Below are 24,406 nucleotides of genomic sequence, written 5' to 3'. Positions count from 1 at the left end.
CCCGGCGCCGCCCCCCGCGGTCACCGGGACGGCGCGAGCGCCCGGACCTGGTCGAAGAACGCGACCTCGTGCCGGCACGACGTGACGAACGCCGCGAGCATCCGCGCGCGCGTCGCGGCACCGACCTCGCGAGCGGCGGCGTCGGCCAGGTCGCAGGCCCGCGCCGAGGCCGCGGCGAACGCCGGGTCGCCGTACGTCCCGACCCAGTCCCCGTACGGGTGCCCCGCCAGGTCACCGGCGCGCACCAGGATGCGGGCGCCGATGTCCGCGTAGAGCCAGTAGCACGGGAGCACCGCGGCCACGACCTCCGCGTACGAGCCCGTGGCCGCCACGGCCAGCACGTGGTCCACGTACGCGGTCGTGGCGGCGCTCGCCGGGCCGGACCAGCGCGTCCCCGCGCGTGCCAGGCGCTCGGCGTGCAGAAGCGTCTCGACGTCCAGGCAGCGGGCAGCGCCCTGCGCGAAGAACACCTGCGCCACGCCGTCCGGGGCCAGCTGGCTCGCCCGCGCGAGCACGCGGGAGTACTGCGCGAGGTAGAGGGCGTCCTGGTGGAGGTACTGCTCGAACTCCTCGACGGGCAGCGACCCGTCGGCGAGCCCGCGCACGAACGGCAGGTCGTCGCACGCGGCCCGCAGGTCCGCGACGCGGTCCCACGCGTCGGCACTGAACGGCCGCGCGCCGAGGGCGGGTGCGTGGTGGAGGTGGTCGACGGGCCCGCGTCCGGACCCGACCCCGAGCGCCTCGCCCGCGGCGATCGCGCCGGTGAGCCACTCCTTCGCCTCGCGGACCGCGGTCACCCAGTCGGGCCGACGGGGCCGCAGGGCGGCGACGGCCGCCGAGAGCGAGCAGCCCGTGCCGTGCGTGCTGGTGGTGCTCACGCGAACCGCGTCGAGCTCGGTCACCGTGGTCGCGTCGACCACGGCGTCGGGGCTCGCGTCCCCCGGCAGATGGCCGCCCTTGAGCAGCACGGTCACGTCCGCGGCGGTCGCGAGCCGGCGGGCCTGGCGCACCGCGTCGGCCCACGTGGCCGCGGTGCCCTCACCCAGCAGCACGCCCAGCTCCGGGAGGTTGGGGGTCACGAGGTCCGCCTGCGCGACCAGCCGGCGCACCGCGTCCTGCGCGTCGGCGTCGAGCAGCCGGTCCCCGCTGGTCGCGACCATGACCGGGTCGAGCACGACCACCGGGGGCCGCGTGTGCGCGAGCCACGCCGCGACCTCGTCCGCCACGGCCCGGGTGCCGACCATGCCGATCTTGACGGCGTCGACCGTCACGTCGTCGCTCACGGCGTCGAGCTGGGCGCGCAGGAAGGCGACGTCGGGCACGTGGACCGCCCGCACGCCGTGCGTGTTCTGCGCGACGAGCGCGGTGACCACGGCCATGCCGTACGCGCCGTGCGCCGCGAACGACTTGAGGTCCGCGTGGATGCCCGCGCCCCCCGTCGGGTCGGTGCCCGCGACGGACAGGACCCGCACGCGGCTGCCTGCGCAGCTCATCGGGTCAGCGCCGGCAGCGCGGCGGCGAGGTCGTGCGGGGACAGGACGGCAGACGTCATGAGGACATCCCTTCGCTCGTACGAACGAGATCAGGTTCGACGGGTGTGATCTCAGCCCTGCTCGGTACAGGGCACCCCGTGTCTCGGGTCGACCCTAGACCGTGGCGTCCGGCCCGCCATCTCGTGGTCTCGACCCTCGGACGCGCGCAGGCACCGGGGGCTACGCTCCCCGTGCGGGTCGTCGACGGCGGGACCTACGCGGGCGGTCCGGCTCCGACCACGCGCGCCCCCGCGCCCGAACCTGCGAGGCGAGATGACCACCTCCCCCGGCACGACCCGACCCGCACCGCTGACCGACCCGGTCGGCACCGTCGTCCCGTCCGCCGTCCCGACGCACTGGTACAACCTCGCGGCCGACCTGCCCGAGCCGTGCCCGCCCGCGCTGCACCCGGGCACGCGTGAGCCGTTGACGCCCGACGACCTCGCGCCGCTGTTCCCGATGGCGCTCATCGCGCAGGAGGTCTCGACCGAGCGGTGGGTGGAGATCCCGCAGACGGTCCGGGAGATCTACGCCCTGTGGCGCCCGGCACCGCTGCTGCGCGCGCGACGCCTGGAGCGCGCGCTGGGGACGCCCGCGAAGATCTACTACAAGTACGAGGGCGGCTCCCCCGCCGGCTCGCACAAGCCGAACACCGCCGTCGCGCAGGCGTACTACAACGCCCTCGAGGGCATCACGCGGCTCACGACCGAGACGGGCGCCGGGCAGTGGGGCGCCTCGCTGTCGATGGCCTGCGCGCTGCTCGGCCTCGGGTGCGAGGTCTGGCAGGTCCGCGCGTCCTACGACGGCAAGCCCTACCGGCGCATGCAGATGGAGACGTACGGCGCGACGTGCCACCCGTCACCGTCGGACCTCACCGCTGCGGGCCGCGCGATGCTGGCGGCCGACCCGACGACCACGGGGTCGCTGGGCATGGCGATCAGCGAGGCCGTCGAGGTCGCGGCGAACGACCCGAAGGCGCACTACGCGCTGGGCTCGGTGCTCAACCACGTCCTGCTCCACCAGAGCGTCATCGGTCAGGAGGCACTCGCGCAGCTCGACGAGCTGGGCGAGACCGCCGACGTGGTGTTCGGGTGCGCTGGCGGCGGGTCGAACCTGGCGGGGCTGAGCTTCCCGTTCCTCGGCCGCAACCTGCGCGACGGGGCGACGACCCGCGTCGTGGCCTGCGAGCCGGCGGCCTGCCCGTCGATGACCCAGGGCGAGTACCGGTACGACTTCGGTGACGTCGCGGGCCTGACGCCGCTGCTCAAGATGCACACGCTCGGCAAGGACTTCGTGCCGCCGCCCATCCACGCGGGCGGGCTGCGGTACCACGGCATGGCTCCGATGGTCTCCCACGCCTACGCGCTGGGGCTCCTGGACGCCGTCGCGGTCGAGCAGGACGCCGCCTTCGCCGCCGGCATCGAGTTCGCGCGGGCCGAGGGCATCATCCCGGCGCCCGAGTCGACGCACGCCCTGGCGGCTGCGTTCGCCCACGCGCGGGCCGCGACGACGGACGAGACGATCCTCATCGGCCTGTCGGGCAACGGCGTCCTGGACCTGCCCGCCTACCACGACTACGTCTGACGTCACGGCAGGGCCGTGACCACGACGTGGGCACCGTCTTATCTTGACCCTTCTTGTCGGCTTATCGTCTCGGGGAGGCACACCGGCACAAGGAGTCCGCATGGGCACGCACTTCCTCTGGTACATCCCCAACACCGTCGAGCCCGGTCACCGCGGTGACGACACGGCCGACGGCTGGGGCTCGCTCGACCTGTCGACCGAGCTGGCGCGCGCCGCCGAGGCGCACGGGTGGGAGGGTGCGCTCATCGGGACGGGGTGGGGCCGGCCCGACACGTTCACCGTCGCCACCGCGCTCGCTGCCCGCACGACCACCTTCCAGCCGCTCGTGGCCGTCCGCCCCGGCTACTGGCAGCCCGCCCACTTCGCGAGCGCCGCCGCGACCCTGGACCGGCTGTCCGGCGGTCGGCTGCTCGTCAACGTCGTCAGCGGGCACGACGGCGTCGCGCAGTACGGCGACACGGCCGGGGACCAGGCGCAGCGGTACGCGCGGACGCGGGAGTTCCTCGACCTCGTCCGACGCCTGTGGACCCAGGAGCACGTCACGTTCCACGGCGAGCACTACCGGGTCGACGACTCGACCCTCGCACCGCGCCCCGTGGCTCGCCCGGGCCGTCCGCACCCGCGCCTCTACTTCGGCGGCGCGTCGCCGGCCGCCGAGCGCGTCGCCGCCGCCGAGGCCGACGTCCAGCTCTTCTGGGGCGAGCCGCTCGACGGGGTCGCCGAGCGGGTCGCGCGCCTGCGGGCACTGAGCGACGAGGTCGGGCGGCGGCACCCCCCGCTCGAGTTCGGCCTGCGGGTCACGACGCTCGTGCGTGACACCACGCAGGAGGCGTGGCACGACGCCGAGGAGAAGGTGGCACGCATGGCCGAGACCGCGGGGACCCGGCCGCCCGACCCGCTGCGCCGACGTGCCGTGGGTCAGCAGCGCCTGCTGGAGCTGGGCGCCCGCGGGGACGTCCTCGACTCCTGCCTGTACACCGCGCCGGGGCGGTACGGCGGCGGGGGCGCGGGCACGACGTGGTTGGTCGGCTCCGCCGCGGACGTGGCCGCCGCGCTGCAGCGCTACCGCGACCTCGGCGTGACGCACTTCGTGCTCTCCGACACCCCGTACCTGCACGAGACCGCGCGGGTCGGGGACCAGCTGCTCGGACTGCTGCGGGAACCGGCCCTGACCTGAGCGGCCGGGCCGGCCCCCTCAGCGCGGCACCGTGACGGCGGTGCTGCGGCTGCCCAGGACGTTGCGCGGCTCGTCGGGCACGAACACGGCGACGAGCCGGTGGACACCGGCACCCAGGGCCGGGACCGGACCGGCCGCGAACCCGCGGACGACGCGGGCACGCGCCACCACCCGCGTCCCCTCGCGCAGCTCCACACGACCCGTCGGCTGCGCGCCCGTGTCGAGGCGGACGTCCGACACCCACACGACAGGCAGCCAGGACGCGGGGCGGCGCATCGTGAGCGTCGTGCCCGAGACCACAGGCCGCACGCTGACCCGCACCGGACCGGCCTGCGCCGGGGCGTACGCCGCGTCGCCCGGGTACCGGGCGGTGATGACGTACTCACCGACCGGTGTCGTGGACGGCAGCCGGTACTCGGCGAGACCGTCCACGACCGGCACGCGCACGGGCGCGGCCCCCTCCACCTCGAACTCCACGGGGCCCGGCGCCGTCACCGGCGTGAGGGAGGCACGGACGCGGACCACGGGGTCCAGGTCCCCGTACACCTGCGACTGCCCGTTCCCGTCCAGCCTCAGCGTGGTGGCCGTGCGCCCCGGGCCCACGACCACCGGGAGCCGCGCCTCGGTGCCTCCCGGGACCACCGTGATGCCCAGCACGCCCGGCCCGGCGGGCACGCCGGCGGGGACGGCCAGACGCACGTCGACCGGCCCCTCCGGGTCACCGTCGCGGGGCAGGTGGAGGTTCAGGGTCAGCTCGACACCGGACAGCCTGATCTCGACCGGTCCCGGCGCGGGACCCAGGCTCGCGGTCCCCGCGCCCGTGAGGCGCAGCTCGAGGGTCGACTCCGGGACGACCGGGTCCGACAGGTGCGACACACCCAGGGCGCGGGGATCGGTGTCCGGCGTCGCCACCTGGCCCAGCGCCGCGCGCAGCGCGTCACGGTCGGTGCGGCCGGTCGCGACACGGTCGCTCACCCCCGCGAGCGCACCGAACGCGTCCGGGCCCTGCAGGAGCGACGCCGGCACGACGAGCCGGTACCCGGCGGCGGGGTCGACGGGCGTGCCGTCGATGCTCAGCGACGTCACGCGTGCGCCCCGGGGGCGCGTGTCGTCGTACGTGTACACGACGTTGGCCGACAGGCCGAGGTGCAGGTCGGGGCGGCCCTCGCGGGTGTCGGTCCGCCACTGCTCCTCGAGCAGCGCCTGCAGCCGGGCGCCCGTGAGGGTCACCTGCCACAGCTCCTCCGGTTCCGGCAGGACCGCCACGAGCTCGGCATCGGTGACGCGGCTGCGCTCCGGGTACCCGGGATCCGGCGGCCACTGCGTGTCGGGCACGTCGTAGAGCAGGTCGGCCGCGAGGGCCGTGGGCGTCGAGACCCCGATCTGCGGGTCGGCCGCCGGGGTGTAGCGGGCCGCACGGGCCGCGTCGGCCACGAGGTTGCCGAGCGCCGACTCCCGCGTGACGTCCCCGCCGTCCGGCCCCGGGACGGGGCCGGGGAGCACCACCTCGCCACCGACGAGGACCGCCTCGTCGAAGGCCCGCGTCGCGGAGGCGGTGACCCACCCGACGAGTGCGTCACCGGGCTCGGCCGCGGCCGCGGCCGGCGGGATGGGCGACGGCACGCCGAGCGTGCCTGCCAGGACGAGAGCAACGACCACCGACCGCCACGGGTGCACGACGCCTCCAGGTGCGGGCCCGCCCCCTGCGCGACCCGTGCCGCAGCGCCCGGTCCGCGCCGGCCGGCGGTGACGCGGCGACGGGTCCCACTCTGCGACCACCTGCGCGCTGCGACAAGGGGTCCACGGCGTCGACCTGGCGGGACCGCACGGCGACGGGCCGCCGGACCACCCGCACGGGGCGGGTGGTCCGGCGAGCCCGGTCAGGTGCGGACGCTCACCGCGGCGCTCGCGCTGCCCGCGACGTTCGCTGCGTCGTCGGGCACGAAGACCGCGGTCAGGCGGTGGCTGCCCGCTCCGAGGTCACGCGGCACCGTCCCGATCGCCAGGCCGAGGACGACCCGCGCCCGGGACACGACGCGGTCTCCCTCGCGCAGCTCGACCGTCCCCGCGGGCAGGGTGCGCGTCTCGAGGCCCGCGGTGGCGACCCACGCCGACGGGAGCAGCCGCGGGAGCGGCGACTGCACGACGGCCAGCGACGTGCTGCTCCTCGCCTGCGCGACCGTCACGGTGACGGGCGCCGACTGCGAGCCCGCGACCGCGTCGGTCCCGGCGTACACGGCCACGACCTCGTAGGTCCCCGCCGGGGTCTGCGCCGGGAGCGTCAGCACGGCGCGTCCGTCGCGCAGCGTCGACGTGCCGAGCACGTCGTCCCCCGCCACGAACCGGACGGCCCCGGTGACCGGCCCCGCGGACGTCACGACCGCCGTGAGCCGGACCCGCGTCCCCCGGGTGCCGAACACCTGCGTGGCGGGCGACGCCGAGAGCGCCGTGGCCGAGGTCGCCAGGCCGTCCTCGACCGTGAACGGCACGCTCGCGACCGTCCCGCTGGGCGTCGCCACGACGGTCAGGACGTGCCCACCGGGCGTCAGGTCCCCCGGCAGCGTGACCGTGACCTGCGCCGACGCGTCGGGGCCGGCCTCTCCCCGCACGAGCGGGAAGGTGCCGAGCACGTCGTCACCGAGACGCACCTCCACCTGCGTGTTCTCGGGGGCACCGAGACTCGTCAGGTTGAGGCCGCCGACCGTGAAGGTCAGCTCCCCGCCCGCCGCGACGGGCGCGAGCTCGGGGACCGCCACGGCCCGCTCGCCGAAGTCGGGCGACAGACCCGGGTGCGCCTCGAGGTACGCGATCCAGGCGTCGCGGTCGATGAGGCCCGAGTCGGCCGTCCCCCGGCCCTGCGTGAGGACCCGGAAGTTGTCACCGCCCTGTGCGAGGAACGAGAACGTCCCGATGCGGTAGTCGGCGGCCGGGTCGATCGGCGCGCCGTCGACCGTGACCGACGTGATCCTGTCGCCGAGGTCGCGCGACGCGTCGTAGGTGTAGGTCACGTTGTCCGACAGGCCGAGCTGCAGGTACGGGCGGCTCGGGATCGTGCCGTCCGCGTTGGTCTGCCACTGCTGCTCGAGCATGGTGACCACCTGGGCGCCCGTGAGCGTGGTCGTCCAGAGGTTGTTGACGAACGGCAGCACCGCGTTGGCCTCGGCGTACGTGATCGTGCCGTCCGGCGCGTGGACCAGCTCCGCGCGCATCCCGCCGGGGTTGACGACGCCGATCTGCGCGCCGCCGCGCTCGGGTGCCGCCAGCGCGTCGAGGAGCGCGTCGGCGACGAGCCCTCCGAGCGTCGACTCGCGGCTGCGGTCGTCGCGTCCCGTGGTCGTGCCCGGTGCCGACCCGACGTACACGCCGTCGACGTACGAACCACCGCTGAACGCCGTGGTGATGTCGGCCGTCACCGAACCGACCGGCTCGGAGCCGACCTCGTCGGCGTACGCGAGCGCGTCCGCGACGATGTCCGCCACCGCGGCGACGCGCGGGTAGGCCGCCACGAGGTCGGCGTCCGGGGTCGTGGTGCGCGCGACGTTCTCGGCCGTCGCGGCGGTGACCTCGTCGGTCGTCCGGTCGTACGTCAGGACGACCTTGCCGAGGAACTCGCCGTACGACCCGGTCTGCAGGACGGGCCGCGTCGCGTCGCCGTCGCCCACCGGACCGAACCACGCGTACTGCTTGTGCGTGTGGCCCGTCAGGACGACGTCCACCGCGGTGTCCGTCTGCGTCACGATGTCGGCGAACGCGCCGCCGGCGGCGAGCTCGTCCTCCAGCGTCGCGCCGTCCGGCGTGCCGGCCCCGGCCCCCTCGTGGTACTCGGCCACGATCACGTCGGCCTCGCCGTTGGACGCGTCGCCGTCGGTCAGCTGCGCGGCCACGCGGTTGACCGCCTCGACCGGGTCGCCGAAGTCGAGGCCCGCGACGCCCGCCGGGGTGACGAGCGTCGGCGTCTCCTGCGTGACGGCGCCGATCACGCCGACGGTCACGCCGGCCATGTCGATCAGCGCGTACTCGTCGAGCGCCGGCGTCGTCGTGCCGTCCACGTACACGTTGGCCCCCAGGTACGGGAAGGCCGCGTTGGTGCCGCCGGCGATCACGCGGTCGACCAGGTCGTCGTACCCCTTGTCGAGCTCGTGGTTGCCGATCGCCGAGGCTGCCAGGCCGAGCGCGTTCAGCACGTCGATGGTCGGCTGGTCCTGCTGCACCGAGGACGCGAAGAGCGAGGCGCCGATGTTGTCACCGGCCGACAGGAACGCCACGGGGCCCTCGGCCGCCGCGCGCTGCTGCTCGACCGTCCCCGCGAACCTCACGGTGTTCGCGTCGATGCGGCCGTGGAAGTCGTTGATGTTGAGGAACGTCAGGTCGACCGGCCCCTCGTTCGCGTCGCCGGCGGCCAGGCCGACGACCACGGGGTCGTGGTCCGACGAGCGGTACGCGTCCGGCGCGTGGAAGGACGTGCCGTGGTCGCCGTACCGGCTGTACTCGAGCGCGATCGACTCCTCGGCGTTGATCTCCCACACGTCGGCGCCGGTCGCGCGCGCGGCGGCCGCCTCGTTGAGCAGCACGTGGTCGAGCGAGCCCGACAGCCCGCCGAACGAGTAGCTGTACTGCCCGGGCGCGAGCGCCGCGACCGCGTCCACGTACCCCGCGTCGTACAGCACCTGCAGCGGGTCCTCCAGGGTGTACGCGTTGAAGTCACCGACGAGCGCGACGGCCTGCGCGTCGCCCTGGACGGTGGGCACCCAGTCACGCAGCGCCGTCGTCTGCCGCACGCGCGACTCGTTCGACGCGCCCTGCCCGTCACCGGCGTCGGCGTCGCCGGGCCACGGGCCGGGCGAGCCCTTGGACTTGAGGTGGTTCACGACGACGAGGAACGGCTCGCCCCCGTCGACCGGCGCGAACACCTGGCCGATCGGCTCGCGCGCGTTGCCGAACGCCTGGTCGTCACCGCTCTGGTCACCCAGCGCGCGCGACGGTCCCGAGGGGGCCACGGCGGCGGGCCGGTAGATGATCGCGTTGGTGATCACGTCCTGCTCGGCCGCGGGCGGCAGCTCCTGCGACGAGGGCACGTAGGCCCACGTGCCGGCGCCGGCGGCCGCGTTGAGCGCGTCGACGAGGGTCGCGAGCGCCTCGTCGGGCACGCCGTCGACGCGCGCGGAGTTCTCGATCTCCAGCAGCCCCACGACGTCGGCGTCGAGCGCCGTGATCGCCGCGACGATCTTGGCCTGCTGCCGCGCCAGGTCGTCGGCGTCCCACGCCCCGCGCTGGTCGCAGCCCCCGCGGACCGTCACCGGCTCGCCGCTCGGGTCGGTCTCGGCGACGCAGGAGGCGTCCTCGTCGCCCAGCGTCGTGAAGTAGTTCAGGACGTTGAACGACGCGACGGACAGGTCCCCGCCGACGGGCTCGGGAGCGGCCGTGCGGTCGTTCTCGAACGTCACCGGCGCAGGGCCGCCCGCGACGACGCGGGCCGTCGGGCTCAGCTTCCAGGCGCTGTTGCGGTAGTCGACGACGAGGGGCTCGGTGACCTGCACCGCGGCGCCGACGCGCACGGGGTTCTGGAGCGACACGTACGGAGGCGTCAGACCGCCGTTGCCGCTGTCGAGGAAGCTGGTGGTCGCACCGTCGTCGAGCACGACCTTGCGGGCGGCGTTGTCGGCGGCGGCCGCGGCGGCCTCCGGGGACCCGGGCCGCCCCACCTCGGTGGGCTGCAGCAGCGGAGTCGTGCCGGTCGCCAGACCGACCTCGCCGTACTGGTTCGTGCTGTAGGTGTCGGAGACCGTCAGGTCGCCCGTGGGCAGGAACAGCATCGACTCGAGCGCCTCGCGCGCCGCCGCGTCGGCCGGCCAGGCGCCGCTGACGGCGGTCGGGGCGTCCGCCGGGGGCAGGACCTCGACGCCGCCGGACGCGACGGCGACCTGTGTCAGGCCGTGGAACTCGGCGACGACACCCGTGACCTGCACGTGCTGACCGGTCGTGACCTGCCCGACGGTCGCCGGCGAGTACACGAAGACGGCGTCGGACCCGGTCCGCGCCGCGGGGCCGCCGCCGCCCGAGCCCGGCGTCTGCAGCACGTAGCCGTCCAGGCCGCCCGTCGGGTAGGCCGCCGTGACGACGCCCGCGGTCGTCACGGTCGTGCCGACCAGCGGCGAGGCGTCGCCGGTGCCCTGCACCTCGGCGATCGTCGCGTCGACAGGGTCGCCCGGCTCCTCGGGCTCGACGCCCGAGGGCGTCGGCGTCGGCGTCCCCGCGGTGAAGTCCGCGGCGTTGTCCGCGGTGTGCGTGGACGCGGCGTCGCGCGCGACCGACGTCGCGTTCGTCGTGGCGGGAGCAGGCCCGGAGCCGGCGTACGACGACGCCGTCGGACCCCACCCGACGAGGTCGACGACGGTGTCCAGGCCCGCGCAGCCGGTGCTGCACGTGAGCGCCGTGGCGCCCCGCACGAGCGCGACCTTGCCGTTGGTGCCGCTCATCGCGACGCCCGTGCCCTCGAGGTCGACCGGCACGTCGGGTGCCGCGGTGTTGCTGCCGAGCGCCTGCCCCACGACGAACGTCGCACCCGCGGGGACGCTGCCGCTCAGCGCCGTCACCTGCCACGACGCGCCCGTCACGGACGCGTACTGCAGCGAGTAGCCCGCGAGGTCGGCGGGCTCCGTGCCGGGGTTGTGCAGCTCGACGAAGTCCCGGTCGAACGGCGCACCCGAGTTGCCACCGCCCCCGTAGACCTCGTTGACCAGCAGCGGCGCGTCGGGCGAGACGGCCGCGTGCGCGGCCCCCGCCGTGGCGACGCCGCCGGTGAGCATGAGGGCGAGCGCGGTCAGCGCCCCGGTGGCCGTTCGAGGTCGTGCGTGCACGGGGGGTCCCCTCCGTCGGGCACGAGGGGGGACGCGTGGCGCACGCCCCGTCGCGCGGGCAGGTCGGCCGTCACCTGGACGGCCGACCTCACCTTGCGTGGTTCACCCGATTCGCCGCAACTACCCGCTAGTAACTATCTGGTGAACTCGTCGGACGACGCCCGGATCGTCCGGGTTCGGCCACGCCCGCCGCGGAGCCCGCCGCCCGCCGGACCCCTCGCCGGGGCCGCCGCGTCCTGCACAGCACGACGCGGGCCGCAGGGGTGCTCCCCGCGGCCCGCGTCGTCGACCGTCAGGCGCGCAGCGTCGCACCCACGCGGGCGTGCGCCTCGGCGACGACGGCGTCACGCACCGCGGCGGTCTCGGCCGCCGTGAGGGTGCGGTCGGCCGCGCGCAGCCGCAGCGCGAAGGCCAGCGACTTGCGCCCGGCGCCCACCTGGTCGCCCGTGTACACGTCGAACAGGTGCACGTCCTCCAGGACGTCGCCCGCGACGCTCGCCACGGCACCCGCGCGGACGGCGGTCAGGACGTCGGCGGCCGGCACGTCGTCCGCCACGACCAGCGCGACGTCCTCCTTGGCGACCGGGAACGTCGACACCGGCACGGCCGTGACGGGCTCGTCGTCCGATGCCGCGAGCAGCGCCGTGAGGTCGAGCTCGAACGCGACGGCGCGCGCCGGCAGGTCGAGCGCGGCGACCACGTGCGGGTGCAGCTCGCCCGCGTGCCCGACGACGCTCCCCGACGCGGCGACCAGCCGTGCGCACCGCCCCGGGTGGAACGGCGCCCGCTCCCGGTCAGCCGTCGCCGACACCTCGACCCCCACGACCTGCGCGACCCGCCGGACGTGCGCGAGCACGTCGTCGAGCCCGGCCCGGCGTCCGGCACCGCCCGGACCGGCCGGCTCCACGAGGCCCGTGAGCACACCTGCGACGTGCAGCGGCTGCGCCGGCACCGCCCGCTCGAGCGTCGCGAGCTGCTCGTCGCTCGGCCGGACCCCGCCCGGCAGGCGGGGCGCGGGCTGCGCTCCGGCACCGGGCAGCGTGACGAGCCCCAGCTCGTACAGGCCGAGGTCGACGTTGCCGCGCGCGACGTTGCGGCGCGCGGTGTCGAGCAGCGTCACCAGCAGGTCGGTGCGCATGAGCGGCTGACCATCGGCGAGCGGGTTGACCAGCCGCACGGCGCGGCGGCGCTCGTCGTCGGCCGGCAGGCCGAGCGCGTCCAGCTGGTCGGCACCGACGAACGGGTAGCTCAGCACCTCGACGAGGCCCCCGGCGGCCAGCGTGTCGGCCACCGCGCGCCGCAGCCGCTGACCACGGGTGAGACCGCCCCCGGTGGGCGCGGCCGGCACGACCGACGGGATCGCGTCGTAGCCGCGCAGGCGCGCGACCTCCTCGACGAGGTCCACGCCCGCAGTCAGGTCGGGGCGCCACGACGGCACGTGCACCTGCCACGGCACGTCGGCGTCGTCGATCGCGCAGCCGATCTCGGTGAGCGTCGTGCGCACCTCGTCGTCGGTGTACGGCACGCCGACCAGCCGCGCGGCCTGCGCGGGATCGAACGCCACGGGCGCCGGCGGACGCGTGCGGTCGACGTCGGTCAGCGCGTCCTCGACGGTCCCGCCGCCGTGCGCCACGAGCAGCGCGGCCGCGCGGGCGACGGCCACGCGGGCGAGCCGCGGGTCGACGCCACGCTCGAACCGCTTGGACGCCTCCGACGTGAGCCGGTGGCGCCGTGAGGACCGCGCCACGCTCACCGGGTCGAAGTGCGCGGCCTCCAGGAGCAGGTCGGTCGTCGCCTCCCCCACCTCGGAGTCCGCACCGCCCATGACGCCCGCGATGCCGAGCACGCGCTCGCCGCGCCCGCCGGTCGAGTCGGTGATGAGCAGGTCCTGCGGGTCGAGGCGGCGCTCGACGTCATCGAGGGTCGTGACCCGCTCGCCCGGTCGTGCGCGCCGGACGACGACGGGCGCCGTGAGGGCGCCGAGGTCGTACGCGTGCATCGGCTGGCCGAGGTCGAGCATGACGTAGTTCGTCACGTCGACCGCGAGGCTGATGGGACGCATCCCGGCCTGCGTGAGCCGACGCTGCATCCACGCGGGCGACGGCCCGGACGCACGCACGCCGCGCACGACCTGCGCGACGAAGCGGTCGCAGCCCGGCACCCCGTGGATGCCCTCGTCGTCGTCGATGTCGACGGCGAACCCGGCGGGCCGCTCGCGCAGCACGTCGTCCGTCGCGAGACCCGCGTCCGTGAAGCGGGCACCGGTCGAGTGCGCGAACTCCCGCGCGACGCCGCGCATCGAGAAGCAGTACCCGCGGTCGGGCGTGACGTTGATCTCGAGCACCTCGTCCGCGAGGCCGAGCAGCCGCAGCGCGTCCGTCCCCGGCGTCGTGACGTCCTCGCCGTAACCCAGGCGGGACAGCACGATGATGCCCGCGTGGTCCTCCCCGAGCCCCAGCTCGCGCGCCGAGCAGATCATGCCGTCCGACACGTGTCCGTAGGTCTTGCGCGCCGCGATGGGGAACGGCCCGGGCAGCACCGCGCCGGGCAGCGCGACGACGACGCGGTCGCCGACACCGAAGTTGTGCGCGCCGCACACGATGCCCCGCGGGACCGTCGGCTCGCCGGCGTCGTCGAGGTCGTTGTGCCCGCCGACGTCGACGCGGCACCAGTTGATGGTCTTGCCGTTCTTCTGCGGCTCGGGCGTCAGCTCGACGACCTGCCCCACGACCAGCGGGCCGGTCACGCCGGAGGTGTGGATCTCCTCCTCCTCCAGCCCCACCCGCACGAGGTCGGCGGCCAGCTGCTCGGCCGTGAGGTCGGCGGGGAGCTCGACGTGCTCGCCGAGCCACGTCAGCGGGATACGAGGCATGTCAGACCACCGTCCGGAACTGCTCGGAGAAGCGCACGTCGCCCTCGACCATGTCGCGCATGTCGGCGATGCCGTGCCGGAGCATGAGCGTGCGCTCGATGCCCATGCCGAACGCGTACCCGGAGTACACGTCGGGGTCCACGCCGCAGGCGCGCAGCACGTTCGGGTTGACCATGCCGCAGCCTCCCCACTCGATCCAGCCGGGCCCGCCCTTCTTCTGCGGGAACCACAGGTCCATCTCCGCGGAGGGCTCGGTGAAGGGGAAGAACGACGGGCGCAGGCGCGTGCGCGCCTCGGGGCCGAACATCGACCGCGCGAAGTGGTCGAGCGTGCCCTTGAGGTGCGCCATCGTCAGGCCCTCGTCGATGGCCAGGCCCTCGACCTGGTGGAAGACCGGCGTGTGCGTCGCGTCCAGCGCGTCGGTGCGGAACACCTTGCCGGGGCACGCGATGTACACCGGGACGCCCCGCTCGAGGAGCGTGCGCGCCTGCACGGGCGACGTGTGCGTGCGCAGCACCAGGCCCGAGGCGTCCGGCGCGACGTCCGGGCTCGCCGGCGCGACGAAGAAGGTGTCCTGCATCTGCCGCGCCGGGTGGTCGACGCCGAAGTTCAGGGCGTCGAAGTTGAACCACTCGGCCTCGAGCTCGGGGCCCTCGGCGATCTCCCAGCCCATCGCGACGAACACGTCGGCGATGCGCTCCGAGAGCGTCGACAGCGGGTGCCGGGCCCCCAGCGGGAGGCGGTCGGACGGCAGCGTGACGTCGACGGACTCCTCGACCAGCACGCGCGCGTCGCGCTCGGCCTCGAGCTGGGTCGTGCGTGCGGCGACGGCCGCGTTCACGCGGCCGCGCGCCTGGCCGACGAGCTTGCCCGCGACCGCCTTGTCGGGGCCGGGCAGGCCGCCGATCGCGCGGTTGGCGAGCGCCAGGGGGCTCGCGTCACCGGTGTGCGCGAGGCGCGCGGACTTCAGGGCGTCGAGGTCGCCCGCGGCGTCGACGGCCGCGAGGGCGGCGTCGACGGCCGCGGCGACGCCGTCGGCGTCGAGCGGGGACAGCGGTGTGTCGCTGGTCATCAGGACCTTCCAGGGCGGTTCGGCGACGGCCGGGCCGTGCCCCACGAACTCGGGGACGCACGTCGGCCGGCTGGGAAGTCTAGTGGCGCCCGTCCCGGGGCCGTCGGGCCGTCCCGCGGTGCGGCGACGTCTCAGGCACGCTGCTCAGCGTGCGCGTGCGCGGTCCGCGCGGCCCGGGACGGGCCGGGGAAATCGGTGACCACCGCCGGTGACGGCGAGCAGGGCGCGCATGCCGCCATGCTGCCACACGCGCACCTCACCGTCCGAGGGCGAACGTCGCGACGGTCGCGTACAGCGGACCGCCGCCTCGCCCCTCCCCGGGACGGGACGCGACCAGGGCCAGGGCGTCCACGCGCCACGTCGGCCCCTCGTAGACCGCGAGCGCCTGCTCGAAGACCTCGGCGGGGTCGAGCTCCCGCGGGTCGCCCCCGGGCGTCCGGCCCGGTCCGGGCCCACCCGCCCGGCCGCCGGACGCGGTCGCGCGCGAGCCGCGCCGCGGTGGCCGCGCGCCCGGCCGTGCACGGCCCACCGTGAGGTGGGGCCGGTGCCGCACCCGCGGGTCCGACGGGGCCCCGTGCGCCTCGCCGACGGCCCGCGCCGCGGTCGCCAGTCCTGCCATCGTCGCGACGTCGCCGCCCGTCCCGACCCACAGGGTGCGGTGCGCGAAGACGCCCGCACCGCGCAGCTGCAGGTCGAAGGGCTCCGCCTCCGCCGCGACCTGCGCCAGGTCGGCGCCGAGGGCGTCGGTCACGGCGTCGGGGAGGGTCCCGTAGAACGCCGCGGTGAGGTGCCAGGTCTCCCGCGCGGACCAGCGCACGCCGTCGTCCTGCGACGGTGAGCCGCGCCGCACGACGGCGAGCGCGAGGTCGAGGTGGTCGAGCACGTCGTCGGGGGGCCACACCGCGGCGAACAGGCGCATGGTCGCCAGCCTGCCAGGTCGCGCACCCTCAGCGCTGAGCGCGACCGGATGCGTACAGGCACACCGCGGCCGCGGTCGCCAGGTTGAGCGACTCCGCACGACCCCGCAGCGGCACCCGCACGGCAGCGTCCGCCAGTGCCAGGTCCTCGTCCCGCAGGCCCCAGGCCTCGTTGCCGAACACCCACGCGGTCGGGGCCGCGAGGTCCGGCACCCCCGCGGGGGCAGCTCCGGCGACGTCGAGGAGGTCGTCGAGGTCGTGCGTGCCGCTGCCGGCGGCCGCGAGGACCTGCAGGCCCGCCGCGCGCAGCCCGGCCACGACCTCGGGGAGCTCGGGGCCGGTCACGACGGGCAGGTGGAACAGCGAGCCGGCGGTCGCACGCACGCACTTGGGGTTGTGCACGTCGACGCTGCTCGCCGTGAGCACCACCGCGTCGGCGCCCGCGGCGTCGGAGGCCCGCAGCACCGTGCCGGCGTTGCCGGGGTCGCGCACGTGCGCGAGCACGGCGACGAGCCGCGGCCGGCGCGCGAGGACCGCCCCCATCTCGCCGTGCACGAGGTCCGCGACCGCGACGACGCCCTGCGCGTCCGGGCTCATCGCGTCGAGCACCTCGGGTGTGCCGCTGCGCACGCGGGCACCTGCTGCGAGCGCCGCGTCGACGATCTCCCCGTACCGCGCTGCGGCGTCGGGCGTCACGTAGACGTCGTGCACGCGCGGTCCCGGCGCGGTCACGGCCTCCCGCACCGCCTGCGGACCCTCGACGAGGAACGTGCCGGACCGGCGCCGGACGCTGCGGCTCGCGAGGGCGCGCACCGCCTTGACGCGGTCGGCACGGGGGTTGGTCAGCAGGTCGTCGGGCACGCCCCCATCATCCCCGGCCCGGCAGGGACGACGCCGCCCCCGTCGTCACGTGGACGACGGGGGCGGCGGAGGCGTGTCCCGAGCCGCGGACGGCTCGGAGGGGACGCGTCGTCTCAGGCTGCTGCGCGGGGTGCGTTGACGTCCTCGGGCAGGGCCGCCTTGGCGACCTGCACGAGCGCGGTGAACGCGGCGGCGTCGTTGACGGCCATGTCGGCCAGGACGCGACGGTCCACCTCGACACCCGCGGCCTTGAGGCCCTGGATGAGGCGGTTGTAGGTCATGCCGTTCTCGCGCGCCGCTGCGTTGATCCGCTGGATCCACAGCTTGCGGAAGTCGCCCTTGCGCGCCTTGCGGTCGCGGTAGGCGTAGACCAGGGAGTGGGTGACCTGCTCCTTGGCCTTGCGGTACAGCCGCGAACGCTGCCCGCGGTAGCCGCTCGCCCGCTCGAGGGTCGTCCGGCGCTTCTTCTGGGCGTTGACCGCCCGCTTCACGCGTGCCACGTGATGCTCCTTGCGTAGTCCGGGGCTCGTCGCTCCGTCGGCGCCCTGCGGCGCCGATCAGGTCAGCGACCGAGCAGCTTCTTGATCTTGGGGGTGTCAGCAGGCGAGACGACGACGTCGCCGGCGATGCGGCGGGTGCGGCGGCTCGACTTGTGCTCGAGGAGGTGACGTCCGCCCGCCTGCTCGCGCATGACCTTGCCGGTGCCGGTGACCCGGAACCGCTTCTTGGCACCGGAGTGCGTCTTGTTCTTCGGCATGGCTGCCGTGTCTCCTTGTCGTTCGCATCGCACGGTCGTGCGACTCGTGGGTCGTCCGGACGCGGGGTGGGCGCGCCCGTGCGGAGGTCAGCCTGACTGCTCGCCGTCCGCCGCACCGCGCGGGCCGGGCCGCGGCGTGGGCTTGGGCGGCCCGCCCGCCGGGGGTCCCGGACGGGCTGCAGGGTTCGGCGGGGTGCTGGGGCGCGGCTCAGCGGGACGCGGCGCCGGGGCGCCGGCCGCGGGCGACGGGGTCGCCGACGGTGCCGGTCGCGCGGCGGGTGCCGACGACGGGGCCGGTCGCGCCGGTGCCGACGTGCGCGGTGCGGAGGACGGCGTCCGGGGCGCGGACGAGGTCCGCGGAGCAGGTGCCGACGAGCGCGGTGCCGACGACGTCGAGCGGGGCGCGGGCGGTCCGGACCGTCGCGGGGCCGAGGACGCCGCGGGGGCGGACGTCCGGGCCGGCTCGGCGGGAGCGGCGGCAGCCGGCGTCTCGACGGGCTGCACGGGCTCGGGCCGCTGCTCGCGGGCCACCGGGGGCCACGGGATGTGCTCGACGTGCGACTCGGTCTCGTCGTTCGACGACCCGTCCTCGTCCGTCTGCGCCGCACGGCGCATCTCGTTGCGCTGCTCGGCCTTCTTCTTCGTCGGGCCCAGCACCATGATCATGTTGCGGCCGTCCTGCTTCGGCATGCTCTCGATGAAGCCGAGCTCGGCGACGTCGGCCGCCAGACGCTGCAGGAGGCGCACGCCCATCTCCGGGCGCGACTGCTCGCGGCCGCGGAACATGATCATGACCTTGACCTTGTCGCCGGCCTTGAGGAACCGCTCGACGTGGCCCTTCTTCGTGCCGTAGTCGTGCGGGTCGATCTTCAGCCGGAAACGGATCTCCTTGAGGATCGTGTTGGCCTGGTTCCGCCTGGCCTCACGCGCCTTCATGTCGGCCTCGTACTTGAACTTGCCGAAGTCCATGATCTTGCACACGGGAGGACGTGCGGTCGGGGCCACCTCGACCAGGTCGAGGTCCGCGTCCTGGGCCAGACGCAGGGCGTCCTCCAGGCGCACGATGCCGACCTGCTCACCGTTGGGTCCGACGAGTCGGACCTCGGCGACGCGGATCCGATCGTTGATGCGGGGCTCGCTGATGTGGTGCTCCTCGGGTTCGTCGTGGTGGACCCCCAGGAACGAGGAAGGCCCCCGCCCTGGGCACAGGGGGAGGCCTCGTCCGTCCGTCGTCGGTGGTCGTCTGGCGACCCTCGACCGGTCGGCGGGAGAACCCGACGACCTGCGGACCGTGACCTGGTTCCCTGTCGTCGGACGAGCCGAGCGGTCGGGGCCAGGTGGGAGGAGCTCCACTTGTGCATCCGCTCCACCGCGTGCCCCCGACGCCGGCACGGTCACCCGGAGAGCTCCCGGAAGGCCGTGCGACAGGACGAGGGCGCGCGACAGCGCGAATCAGTCGAGCCCAGGCTAGCAGACCCGGCGGGCGGGGTGCACCCGCGGCCGATCGGCGCGCGCCCTGCACCACCACACTGGAATGATTCCAGAAAACGTGCTCAGATGGCTGCCATGACGGACACCGACCTGCTGCGGCAGCACCGGCTGCGGGTCACCGCTCCCCGGCTCGCCGTGCTCGACGCGCTCGAGGGCCACGCGCACCTCGATGCCGACGCCGTGCTCCAGCGGGTCCGCTCCGCCGTGCCCACCGTCTCCGTGCAGGCGGTGTACGACGTGCTGCACGCGCTGTCCGACGCCGGGCTGCTGCGCCGCATCGAGCCGGCCGGGCACCCCGCCCGGTACGAGCGGCGCACGGGCGACAACCACCACCACGTGGTGTGCCGCGCCTGCGGCGCCGTCGACGACGTCGACTGCACCGTCGGGCACGCGCCCTGCCTCACCCCGAGCTCGACCTCCGGCTTCGCGGTCGAGACGGCCGAGGTCACCTTCTGGGGCCTGTGCCCCACCTGCCGCGCGGCCTGCTGAGCCCCGCCCCGCACCCCGCACCGGCACCCCTGATCCCCCCGGGCCCGTCCGCCCGGCAGACGAGAGGAACACCCTTGTCCCACGTCCCCGCCACCACCACGAACTCCGGCGCCCCCGTCGCGTCCGACGCGCACGCGCTGTCCGTCGGAGCCGACGGCCCGATCGCGCTGCACGACCACTACCTGGTCGAGAAGCTCGCGCAGTTCAACCGCGAGCGCGTGCCCGAGCGCGTCGTGCACGCCAAGGGCGGCGGTGCCTTCGGCACGTTCACGGTGACGCACGACGTGTCCGCCTACACCCGCGCCGCGGTCTTCCAGCCCGGCACGAGCACCGACATGCTGGCCCGCTTCTCGACCGTCGCCGGCGAGCAGGGCTCCCCCGACACGTGGCGCGACCCGCGCGGCTTCGCGCTGAAGTTCTACACGTCCGAGGGCAACTACGACCTCGTCGGCAACAACACCCCCGTCTTCTTCATCCGCGACGGCATCAAGTTCCCCGACTTCATCCACTCCCAGAAGCGCCTGCCGGGCTCGCACCTGCGCGACAACGACATGCAGTGGGACTTCTGGACCCTGTCGCCGGAGTCGGCGCACCAGGTCACCTGGCTCATGGGCGACCGTGGCATCCCCGCCACGTGGCGCAACATGGACGGCTTCGGCTCGCACACCTACCAGTGGATCAACGCCGCAGGTGAGCGCTTCTGGGTCAAGTACCACTTCCGGACCCAGCAGGGCATCGAGAACATGCCGGTCGAGGTCGCCGCGCAGCTCGCGGGGTCGGACGCCGACCACCACATCCGCGACCTGCACGATCACATCGAGGCCGGCGACTTCCCGCGCTGGACCCTCAGCGTCCAGGTGATGCCGTACGCCGACGCCGCGGAGTACCGCTTCAACCCGTTCGACCTCACCAAGGTGTGGCCGCACGCGGACTACCCGCTGATCGAGGTCGGCGTGATGGAGCTCAACCGCAACCCGGAGAACTACTTCGCGCAGATCGAGCAGGCGACGTTCGCGCCGAGCAACTTCGTGCCCGGCATCGCCGCCAGCCCGGACAAGATGCTGCTCGCGCGGATCTTCTCCTACGCCGACGCGCACCGCTACCGGGTGGGCACCAACCACGCGCAGCTGCCCGTGAACGCGCCCCAGTCGCAGGTGCACTCCTACTCCAAGGACGGTGCCGCGCGGTACCACTTCGAGTCCGCGGCCACGCCGGTCTACGCCCCCAACTCCGTCGGCGGCCCCGCGGCCGACGCGGCCCGCGCCGGTGAGGGCGGCTGGGAGTCCGACGGCGCGCTCGTGCGCACGGCGGCGACGCTGCACCCCGAGGACGACGACTTCGGGCAGGCGGGCACGCTCTACCGCGAGGTCTTCGACGACGCCGCGCGCGCCCGGTTCCTCGACACGATCACCGGTCACGTCGGCGGCGTCCAGCGCTCCGACATCCGTGAGCGTGCGATCCAGTACTGGACGCAGGTCGACGCGAACCTCGGCTCCGCCCTGCGCGGCCGCCTCACGTCGATCGGTGCCCCGGTCGAGACCGGCGAGCCCGGCACCGCGAGCCTGCCCGTCGCCTGACCCACGCGCAGCCGACCGGTCCGCCGGTCGCGACGGCCCCGCACCCTGGTGTGCGGGGCCGTCGGCCGTCCCGGGCCAGGACACCGCCAGGGCGGTGAGAGGATCGGGCCATGAGCGACACGACCCCGCAGGACGCGACGGACCCCACGACGCAGGCCGTCCGCGACATCGCCGACGTCGCGGCGGTCGAGGTCATCACGGCTGCCGCGGTGCACCTGATGAGCGCGGCCGCGGTCAAGTGCGGGCTCGCGGAGGACGACGCCGACGGGCCGGGATCGCGGCACCGGGACCTCGACGAGGCGCGCAAGCTCATCACCGCCCTGGCGGCGCTCGTCACGACGTCGGCGCCCGACATCGGCAACCAGCACGCGCGCTCGCTGCGCGACGGCCTGCGCTCGCTGCAGCTCGCGTTCCGCGAGGCGTCCCCCTTCCCCGACGCTCCGGGCGAGGGGCCGGGCGAGTCGTTCACGGGTCCCGTGAACTGACGCCCGCCCGGGCGCAGGCGTATCCTCGTCGAGCCCGGACCGTCGGTGACCGCCGAGGCGGGCCAGCCAGGCAGGACGAGGCACGAGGAGCGAGCATGCGGCGCGAGCCCGCGGGGACCGAGGTGGCCGACGTGGCCTGCTCGGGCGACCCCTGCCGCCGCAACGCCGTCGCCTGAGCACCGCCGACCAGCGTCCGCAGGCTCCGTCGTCCACCGTGACGTCGTGACGGCCGGTCGCGGCCCCTGCCGCCCTCCCGCCGACCACCGCCCGCCGCTCCGTCCTGCCCGTCGCGGTCGGAGCCGGGCCGTCGCCTCCGCGCGACCCGTCGGCGGTCCCGACGCACGGAAGACCGAGATCCCACCATGCTCCCCCTGACCGAGAAGCAGCTGCGCACCGCGTTCGTCAACGCGTCGCGGCGCGAGGCGAACGACGCCACCCTGCCCGACCTGAGCTCCCTCGACTGGGACCGCCTCGACTACCTCGGGTGGCACGACCGGCGCGCGCCGCTGTCCGCCTACGTCGTCGTCGAGCTCGACGACGGACCCGTCGGCGTGCTGCTGCGCGCGGCCGACCCGCCGAAGGTCCGCCGTCGCACCATCTGCGCGTGGTGCGAGGACGTCGTCGTCACGGACGACGTCTCGATGTACGTGGCACGCCGCGGCGGCGCGTCCGGCAAGCGCGGCAACACGATCGGCACGCTGATCTGCACCGACTTCACCTGCTCGAGCAACGTGCGGCGCCCACCCACGCGCACCGAGGCGGGCTCGGACGCCGAGGCCCTCCGGGAGCAGATCGTCGCGCGTCGCATCGCCGGGCTGCGTGAGCGCTCCGTGCGCTTCGTCGAGGAGATCCGCCGGACCCGGTGACGGCGGGAGGGGGCCGCGTACCGCCCTATCCTGGGGCGATGACCGGACCGAGCGGCCTCCTCCCCGATCCCGGACACCACCAGCCGGCGCCGTACGTCGTCCCGCCGACCGCTCCCGCGCCGCCCGCGCCCCCCGTGCCGGCCCGCGGGCGCGGTCGGCTCACGGTCGTGCTGGCCGTCGTGCTCGTCGGCGTGCTCGTGGCCGCCGGGCTCGTCGGCTGGCGGCTGTGGTCGACGACGCGAGCGTGGCAGGAGTCCGCCGCCGGGTGGGAGGAGCTCGCCCGGACGCACGGCGAGCAGCTCGCCCAGGTGCAGGCGGACCTCGAGGCGACCACCGGCGAGCTCGACGCGACGCGCACGCAGCTCGCCGCCGCGACGACGCGCATCACGGAGCTGGCCGACGAGAAGGCCCAGCTCGGGGACTCGACCGCCGCCCAGCAGCAGCTCGCCGACTACCAGGCGCGCGTCTCGCAGGCCGCGGGCCGCGTCGCGACCGCCCTGACGACGTGCATCGACGGGCAGGAGCGGCTCATCGGGTACCTGGAGGACGCGGCGTCCTACGACGCGTCGGACATCGCCCGGTTCCGCGCGGACGTCGAGCGGGTGTGCGGTGCCGCCACGGACGCCAACACGCAGCTGCAGAGCGAGCTCGGGCGGTGACGCCCGCGGTTCCGGACCGTCCCGCGGCTGCCGCGCTCGGCACGCTGGCCCTCCTCGTCGGTCTCGCCGGCTGCGCGTACCTGCCCGCGCCTCCCCCGCCCGTTCCCACGAGCGTCGTCCCCAGCGCGGCGCCCGCGCCCAGCGCGACCGCGGGCGGCACCCAGCTGTCCCCGGACGGCTTCGACGCGGCGCAGCGCATGGCGGTGCGGATCCGCAACATCGGGTGCGGTGCGCTGTCGACGGGGTCGGGCTTCGCGCTCGACGAGCACACGCTCGTCACCAACCGGCACGTCGTCGCGGACTCCGCGGAGCTGCAGCTGAGCACCTACGACGGCCGGGACGTCGGCGCCGAGGCCGCGAGCACGGCCGGGCTGGCGGACCTGGCGGTGGTCCGCACGGTCGACGCCCTGCCCGCCGCGCCCGTCCTCGCCGACGCCGACCCGCAGGTCGGTGACGCGGTGACCGTGGTCGGCTACCCGCTGGGCCGCCGGCTCACCGTGACCGACGGGAGCGTCGTCGGCGCGGTCACCGACCCGCTGCACGCCAACCTCGGCGAGGTGCTCGTGACGGACGCCCCCGTCGAGCCCGGCAGCTCCGGATCCGCGGCGCTCGACGCGCAGGGCCGGGTCATCGGCGTCGTCTACGCGAAGAACGCCGACGGGATGAGCTTCCTCGTGCCCGTCAGCACGCTGCGCGCCATGCTGGACGACGACACCGCCTTCGCACCCGCACCCACCTGCGACTGAGCGCGCGGGCGAGCCACCACGACGAGAGGACGGCCACGCATGGACGAGCGGAGCTTCGACGCGGGCAGCCTGACGCGCGCGGCCGCCGACACCTTCACGGTCCGCCGGGTGTTCGGTGAGCCGTACGAGCGCGACGGGCGGGTCATGGTGCCGGTCGCACGGGTCACGGGCATGACCGGCTCGGGCGCGGGCAGGGGTGACGGCGACGTCGGCCGGGCGGACGGCGACGGCCGGCCGGAGGCGGCCGGGCGGACGGCCCGGCAGGGTGCGCACGGCACGGGCGACGGGGGCGGCGGCGGCTTCGCGGCGCGCGTGCGTCCCCTCGGCGTCTACGAGCTGGGCGACGACGGCGCGCGCTGGCACCCTGCCGTCGACGTGAACCGCGCGATCCCCGGCGGCCAGATCGCCGTCACGGTCGTCGCGAGCGTGTGGGCCCTCGCGTGGGCCGTCCGCCGGCGCTGAGC

19 protein-coding genes and 1 riboswitch are annotated in these 24,406 nt (G+C 75.2%); of the genes, 9 read left to right on the top strand and 10 right to left on the bottom strand.

All coding sequences use genetic code 11. The features are described from left to right. Positions 1 to 20: 20 nt before the first annotated feature. On the bottom strand, positions 21 to 1,493 hold the full coding sequence (gene thiD, locus KKR89_RS07975; protein ID WP_208197754.1) for a bifunctional hydroxymethylpyrimidine kinase/phosphomethylpyrimidine kinase: 1,473 nt from the start codon (positions 1,491 to 1,493) through the stop codon (positions 21 to 23). A 49-nt stretch (positions 1,494 to 1,542) separates the two neighbouring features. Continuing rightward, positions 1,543 to 1,641, bottom strand: a riboswitch (TPP riboswitch). Between the two features lie 164 nt (positions 1,642 to 1,805). On the opposite strand from thiD, the gene KKR89_RS07970 reads away from it, so the two are divergent. Together KKR89_RS07970 and KKR89_RS07965 are read left to right on the top strand one after the other, a co-directional pair. After that, on the top strand, positions 1,806 to 3,116 hold the full coding sequence (locus KKR89_RS07970) for a TrpB-like pyridoxal phosphate-dependent enzyme (RefSeq protein ID WP_208197753.1): 1,311 nt from the start codon (positions 1,806 to 1,808) through the stop codon (positions 3,114 to 3,116). Positions 3,117 to 3,216: 100 nt separating this feature from the next. Continuing rightward, entirely contained in the window at positions 3,217 to 4,293 is a 1,077-nt protein-coding gene (locus tag KKR89_RS07965; protein ID WP_208197752.1) for an LLM class flavin-dependent oxidoreductase, read from the top strand. A gap of 18 nt (positions 4,294 to 4,311) precedes the next feature. Here the strand turns inward: KKR89_RS07965 and KKR89_RS07960 are convergent, their stop codons facing one another. The 9 genes from KKR89_RS07960 to infC all read right to left on the bottom strand — a co-directional run bounded on the left by KKR89_RS07960 (position 4,312) and on the right by infC (position 18,745). After that, positions 4,312 to 5,970, bottom strand: a complete 1,659-nt coding sequence (locus tag KKR89_RS07960; protein ID WP_208197751.1) for a 5'-nucleotidase — start codon at positions 5,968 to 5,970, stop codon at positions 4,312 to 4,314. Positions 5,971 to 6,173: 203 nt separating this feature from the next. Next, positions 6,174 to 11,150 (bottom strand): ExeM/NucH family extracellular endonuclease, encoded by a 4,977-nt coding sequence (locus tag KKR89_RS07955; protein WP_307802238.1) that lies wholly within the window; start codon positions 11,148 to 11,150, stop codon positions 6,174 to 6,176. Between the two features lie 292 nt (positions 11,151 to 11,442). Further along, on the bottom strand, positions 11,443 to 14,022 hold the full coding sequence (gene pheT / locus KKR89_RS07950; RefSeq protein WP_208197750.1) for a phenylalanine--tRNA ligase subunit beta: 2,580 nt from the start codon (positions 14,020 to 14,022) through the stop codon (positions 11,443 to 11,445). 1 nt (position 14,023) lies between these two features. Continuing rightward, on the bottom strand, positions 14,024 to 15,094 hold the full coding sequence (gene pheS / locus KKR89_RS07945) for a phenylalanine--tRNA ligase subunit alpha (RefSeq protein WP_208197749.1): 1,071 nt from the start codon (positions 15,092 to 15,094) through the stop codon (positions 14,024 to 14,026). 256 nt (positions 15,095 to 15,350) lie between these two features. Further along, the gene (gene thpR / locus KKR89_RS07940; RefSeq protein ID WP_208197748.1) at positions 15,351 to 16,013 is read right to left on the bottom strand and encodes an RNA 2',3'-cyclic phosphodiesterase; all 663 of its coding nucleotides are present in this window, start codon (positions 16,011 to 16,013) and stop codon (positions 15,351 to 15,353) included. A gap of 28 nt (positions 16,014 to 16,041) precedes the next feature. Beyond that, the gene (locus tag KKR89_RS07935; protein ID WP_251141070.1) at positions 16,042 to 16,872 is read right to left on the bottom strand and encodes a TrmH family RNA methyltransferase; all 831 of its coding nucleotides are present in this window, start codon (positions 16,870 to 16,872) and stop codon (positions 16,042 to 16,044) included. A gap of 113 nt (positions 16,873 to 16,985) precedes the next feature. Next, positions 16,986 to 17,372: a 50S ribosomal protein L20 gene (rplT, locus tag KKR89_RS07930; RefSeq protein ID WP_191784123.1), complete on the bottom strand. Its 387-nt coding sequence runs from the start codon at positions 17,370 to 17,372 to the stop codon at positions 16,986 to 16,988. Positions 17,373 to 17,434: 62 nt separating this feature from the next. Beyond that, positions 17,435 to 17,629 carry a 50S ribosomal protein L35 gene (rpmI, locus tag KKR89_RS07925; RefSeq protein ID WP_046528208.1) on the bottom strand — a complete coding sequence of 65 codons (195 nt, stop codon included), beginning with the start codon at positions 17,627 to 17,629 and terminating at the stop codon, positions 17,435 to 17,437. An 87-nt stretch (positions 17,630 to 17,716) separates the two neighbouring features. Continuing rightward, positions 17,717 to 18,745 carry a translation initiation factor IF-3 gene (gene infC / locus KKR89_RS07920; protein WP_251141097.1) on the bottom strand — a complete coding sequence of 343 codons (1,029 nt, stop codon included), beginning with the start codon at positions 18,743 to 18,745 and terminating at the stop codon, positions 17,717 to 17,719. 450 nt (positions 18,746 to 19,195) lie between these two features. Here infC and KKR89_RS07915 point away from each other — a divergent pair, with 450 nt between their 5' ends. The 7 genes from KKR89_RS07915 to KKR89_RS07885 all read left to right on the top strand — a co-directional run bounded on the left by KKR89_RS07915 (position 19,196) and on the right by KKR89_RS07885 (position 24,404). Next, positions 19,196 to 19,609 (top strand): Fur family transcriptional regulator, encoded by a 414-nt coding sequence (locus KKR89_RS07915; protein ID WP_307802242.1) that lies wholly within the window; start codon positions 19,196 to 19,198, stop codon positions 19,607 to 19,609. A 74-nt stretch (positions 19,610 to 19,683) separates the two neighbouring features. Continuing rightward, on the top strand, positions 19,684 to 21,186 hold the full coding sequence (locus KKR89_RS07910; RefSeq protein WP_208197746.1) for a catalase: 1,503 nt from the start codon (positions 19,684 to 19,686) through the stop codon (positions 21,184 to 21,186). 110 nt (positions 21,187 to 21,296) lie between these two features. Beyond that, positions 21,297 to 21,671 carry a DUF1844 domain-containing protein gene (locus KKR89_RS07905; RefSeq protein ID WP_208197745.1) on the top strand — a complete coding sequence of 125 codons (375 nt, stop codon included), beginning with the start codon at positions 21,297 to 21,299 and terminating at the stop codon, positions 21,669 to 21,671. Positions 21,672 to 22,033: 362 nt separating this feature from the next. Further along, positions 22,034 to 22,537 carry an FBP domain-containing protein gene (locus KKR89_RS07900; RefSeq protein ID WP_208197744.1) on the top strand — a complete coding sequence of 168 codons (504 nt, stop codon included), beginning with the start codon at positions 22,034 to 22,036 and terminating at the stop codon, positions 22,535 to 22,537. Positions 22,538 to 22,575: 38 nt separating this feature from the next. Further along, entirely contained in the window at positions 22,576 to 23,196 is a 621-nt protein-coding gene (locus KKR89_RS07895) for a hypothetical protein (RefSeq protein WP_208197743.1), read from the top strand. After that, positions 23,193 to 23,942 (top strand): S1C family serine protease, encoded by a 750-nt coding sequence (locus KKR89_RS07890; protein ID WP_208197742.1) that lies wholly within the window; start codon positions 23,193 to 23,195, stop codon positions 23,940 to 23,942. Before KKR89_RS07895 ends, KKR89_RS07890 begins: the two co-directional genes overlap by 4 nt. Positions 23,943 to 23,981: 39 nt before the next feature. Then, positions 23,982 to 24,404 carry a hypothetical protein gene (locus tag KKR89_RS07885; RefSeq protein ID WP_208197828.1) on the top strand — a complete coding sequence of 141 codons (423 nt, stop codon included), beginning with the start codon at positions 23,982 to 23,984 and terminating at the stop codon, positions 24,402 to 24,404. The last annotated feature ends 2 nt before the right edge of the window (positions 24,405 to 24,406 follow it).

It is taken from the genome of Cellulomonas dongxiuzhuiae (genome assembly GCF_018623035.1).
Taxonomy (GTDB): domain Bacteria; phylum Actinomycetota; class Actinomycetes; order Actinomycetales; family Cellulomonadaceae; genus Cellulomonas; species Cellulomonas dongxiuzhuiae.
Note: the sequence above shows the minus strand (reverse complement) of the source record. Positions and strands in the feature narration are given on the sequence as shown.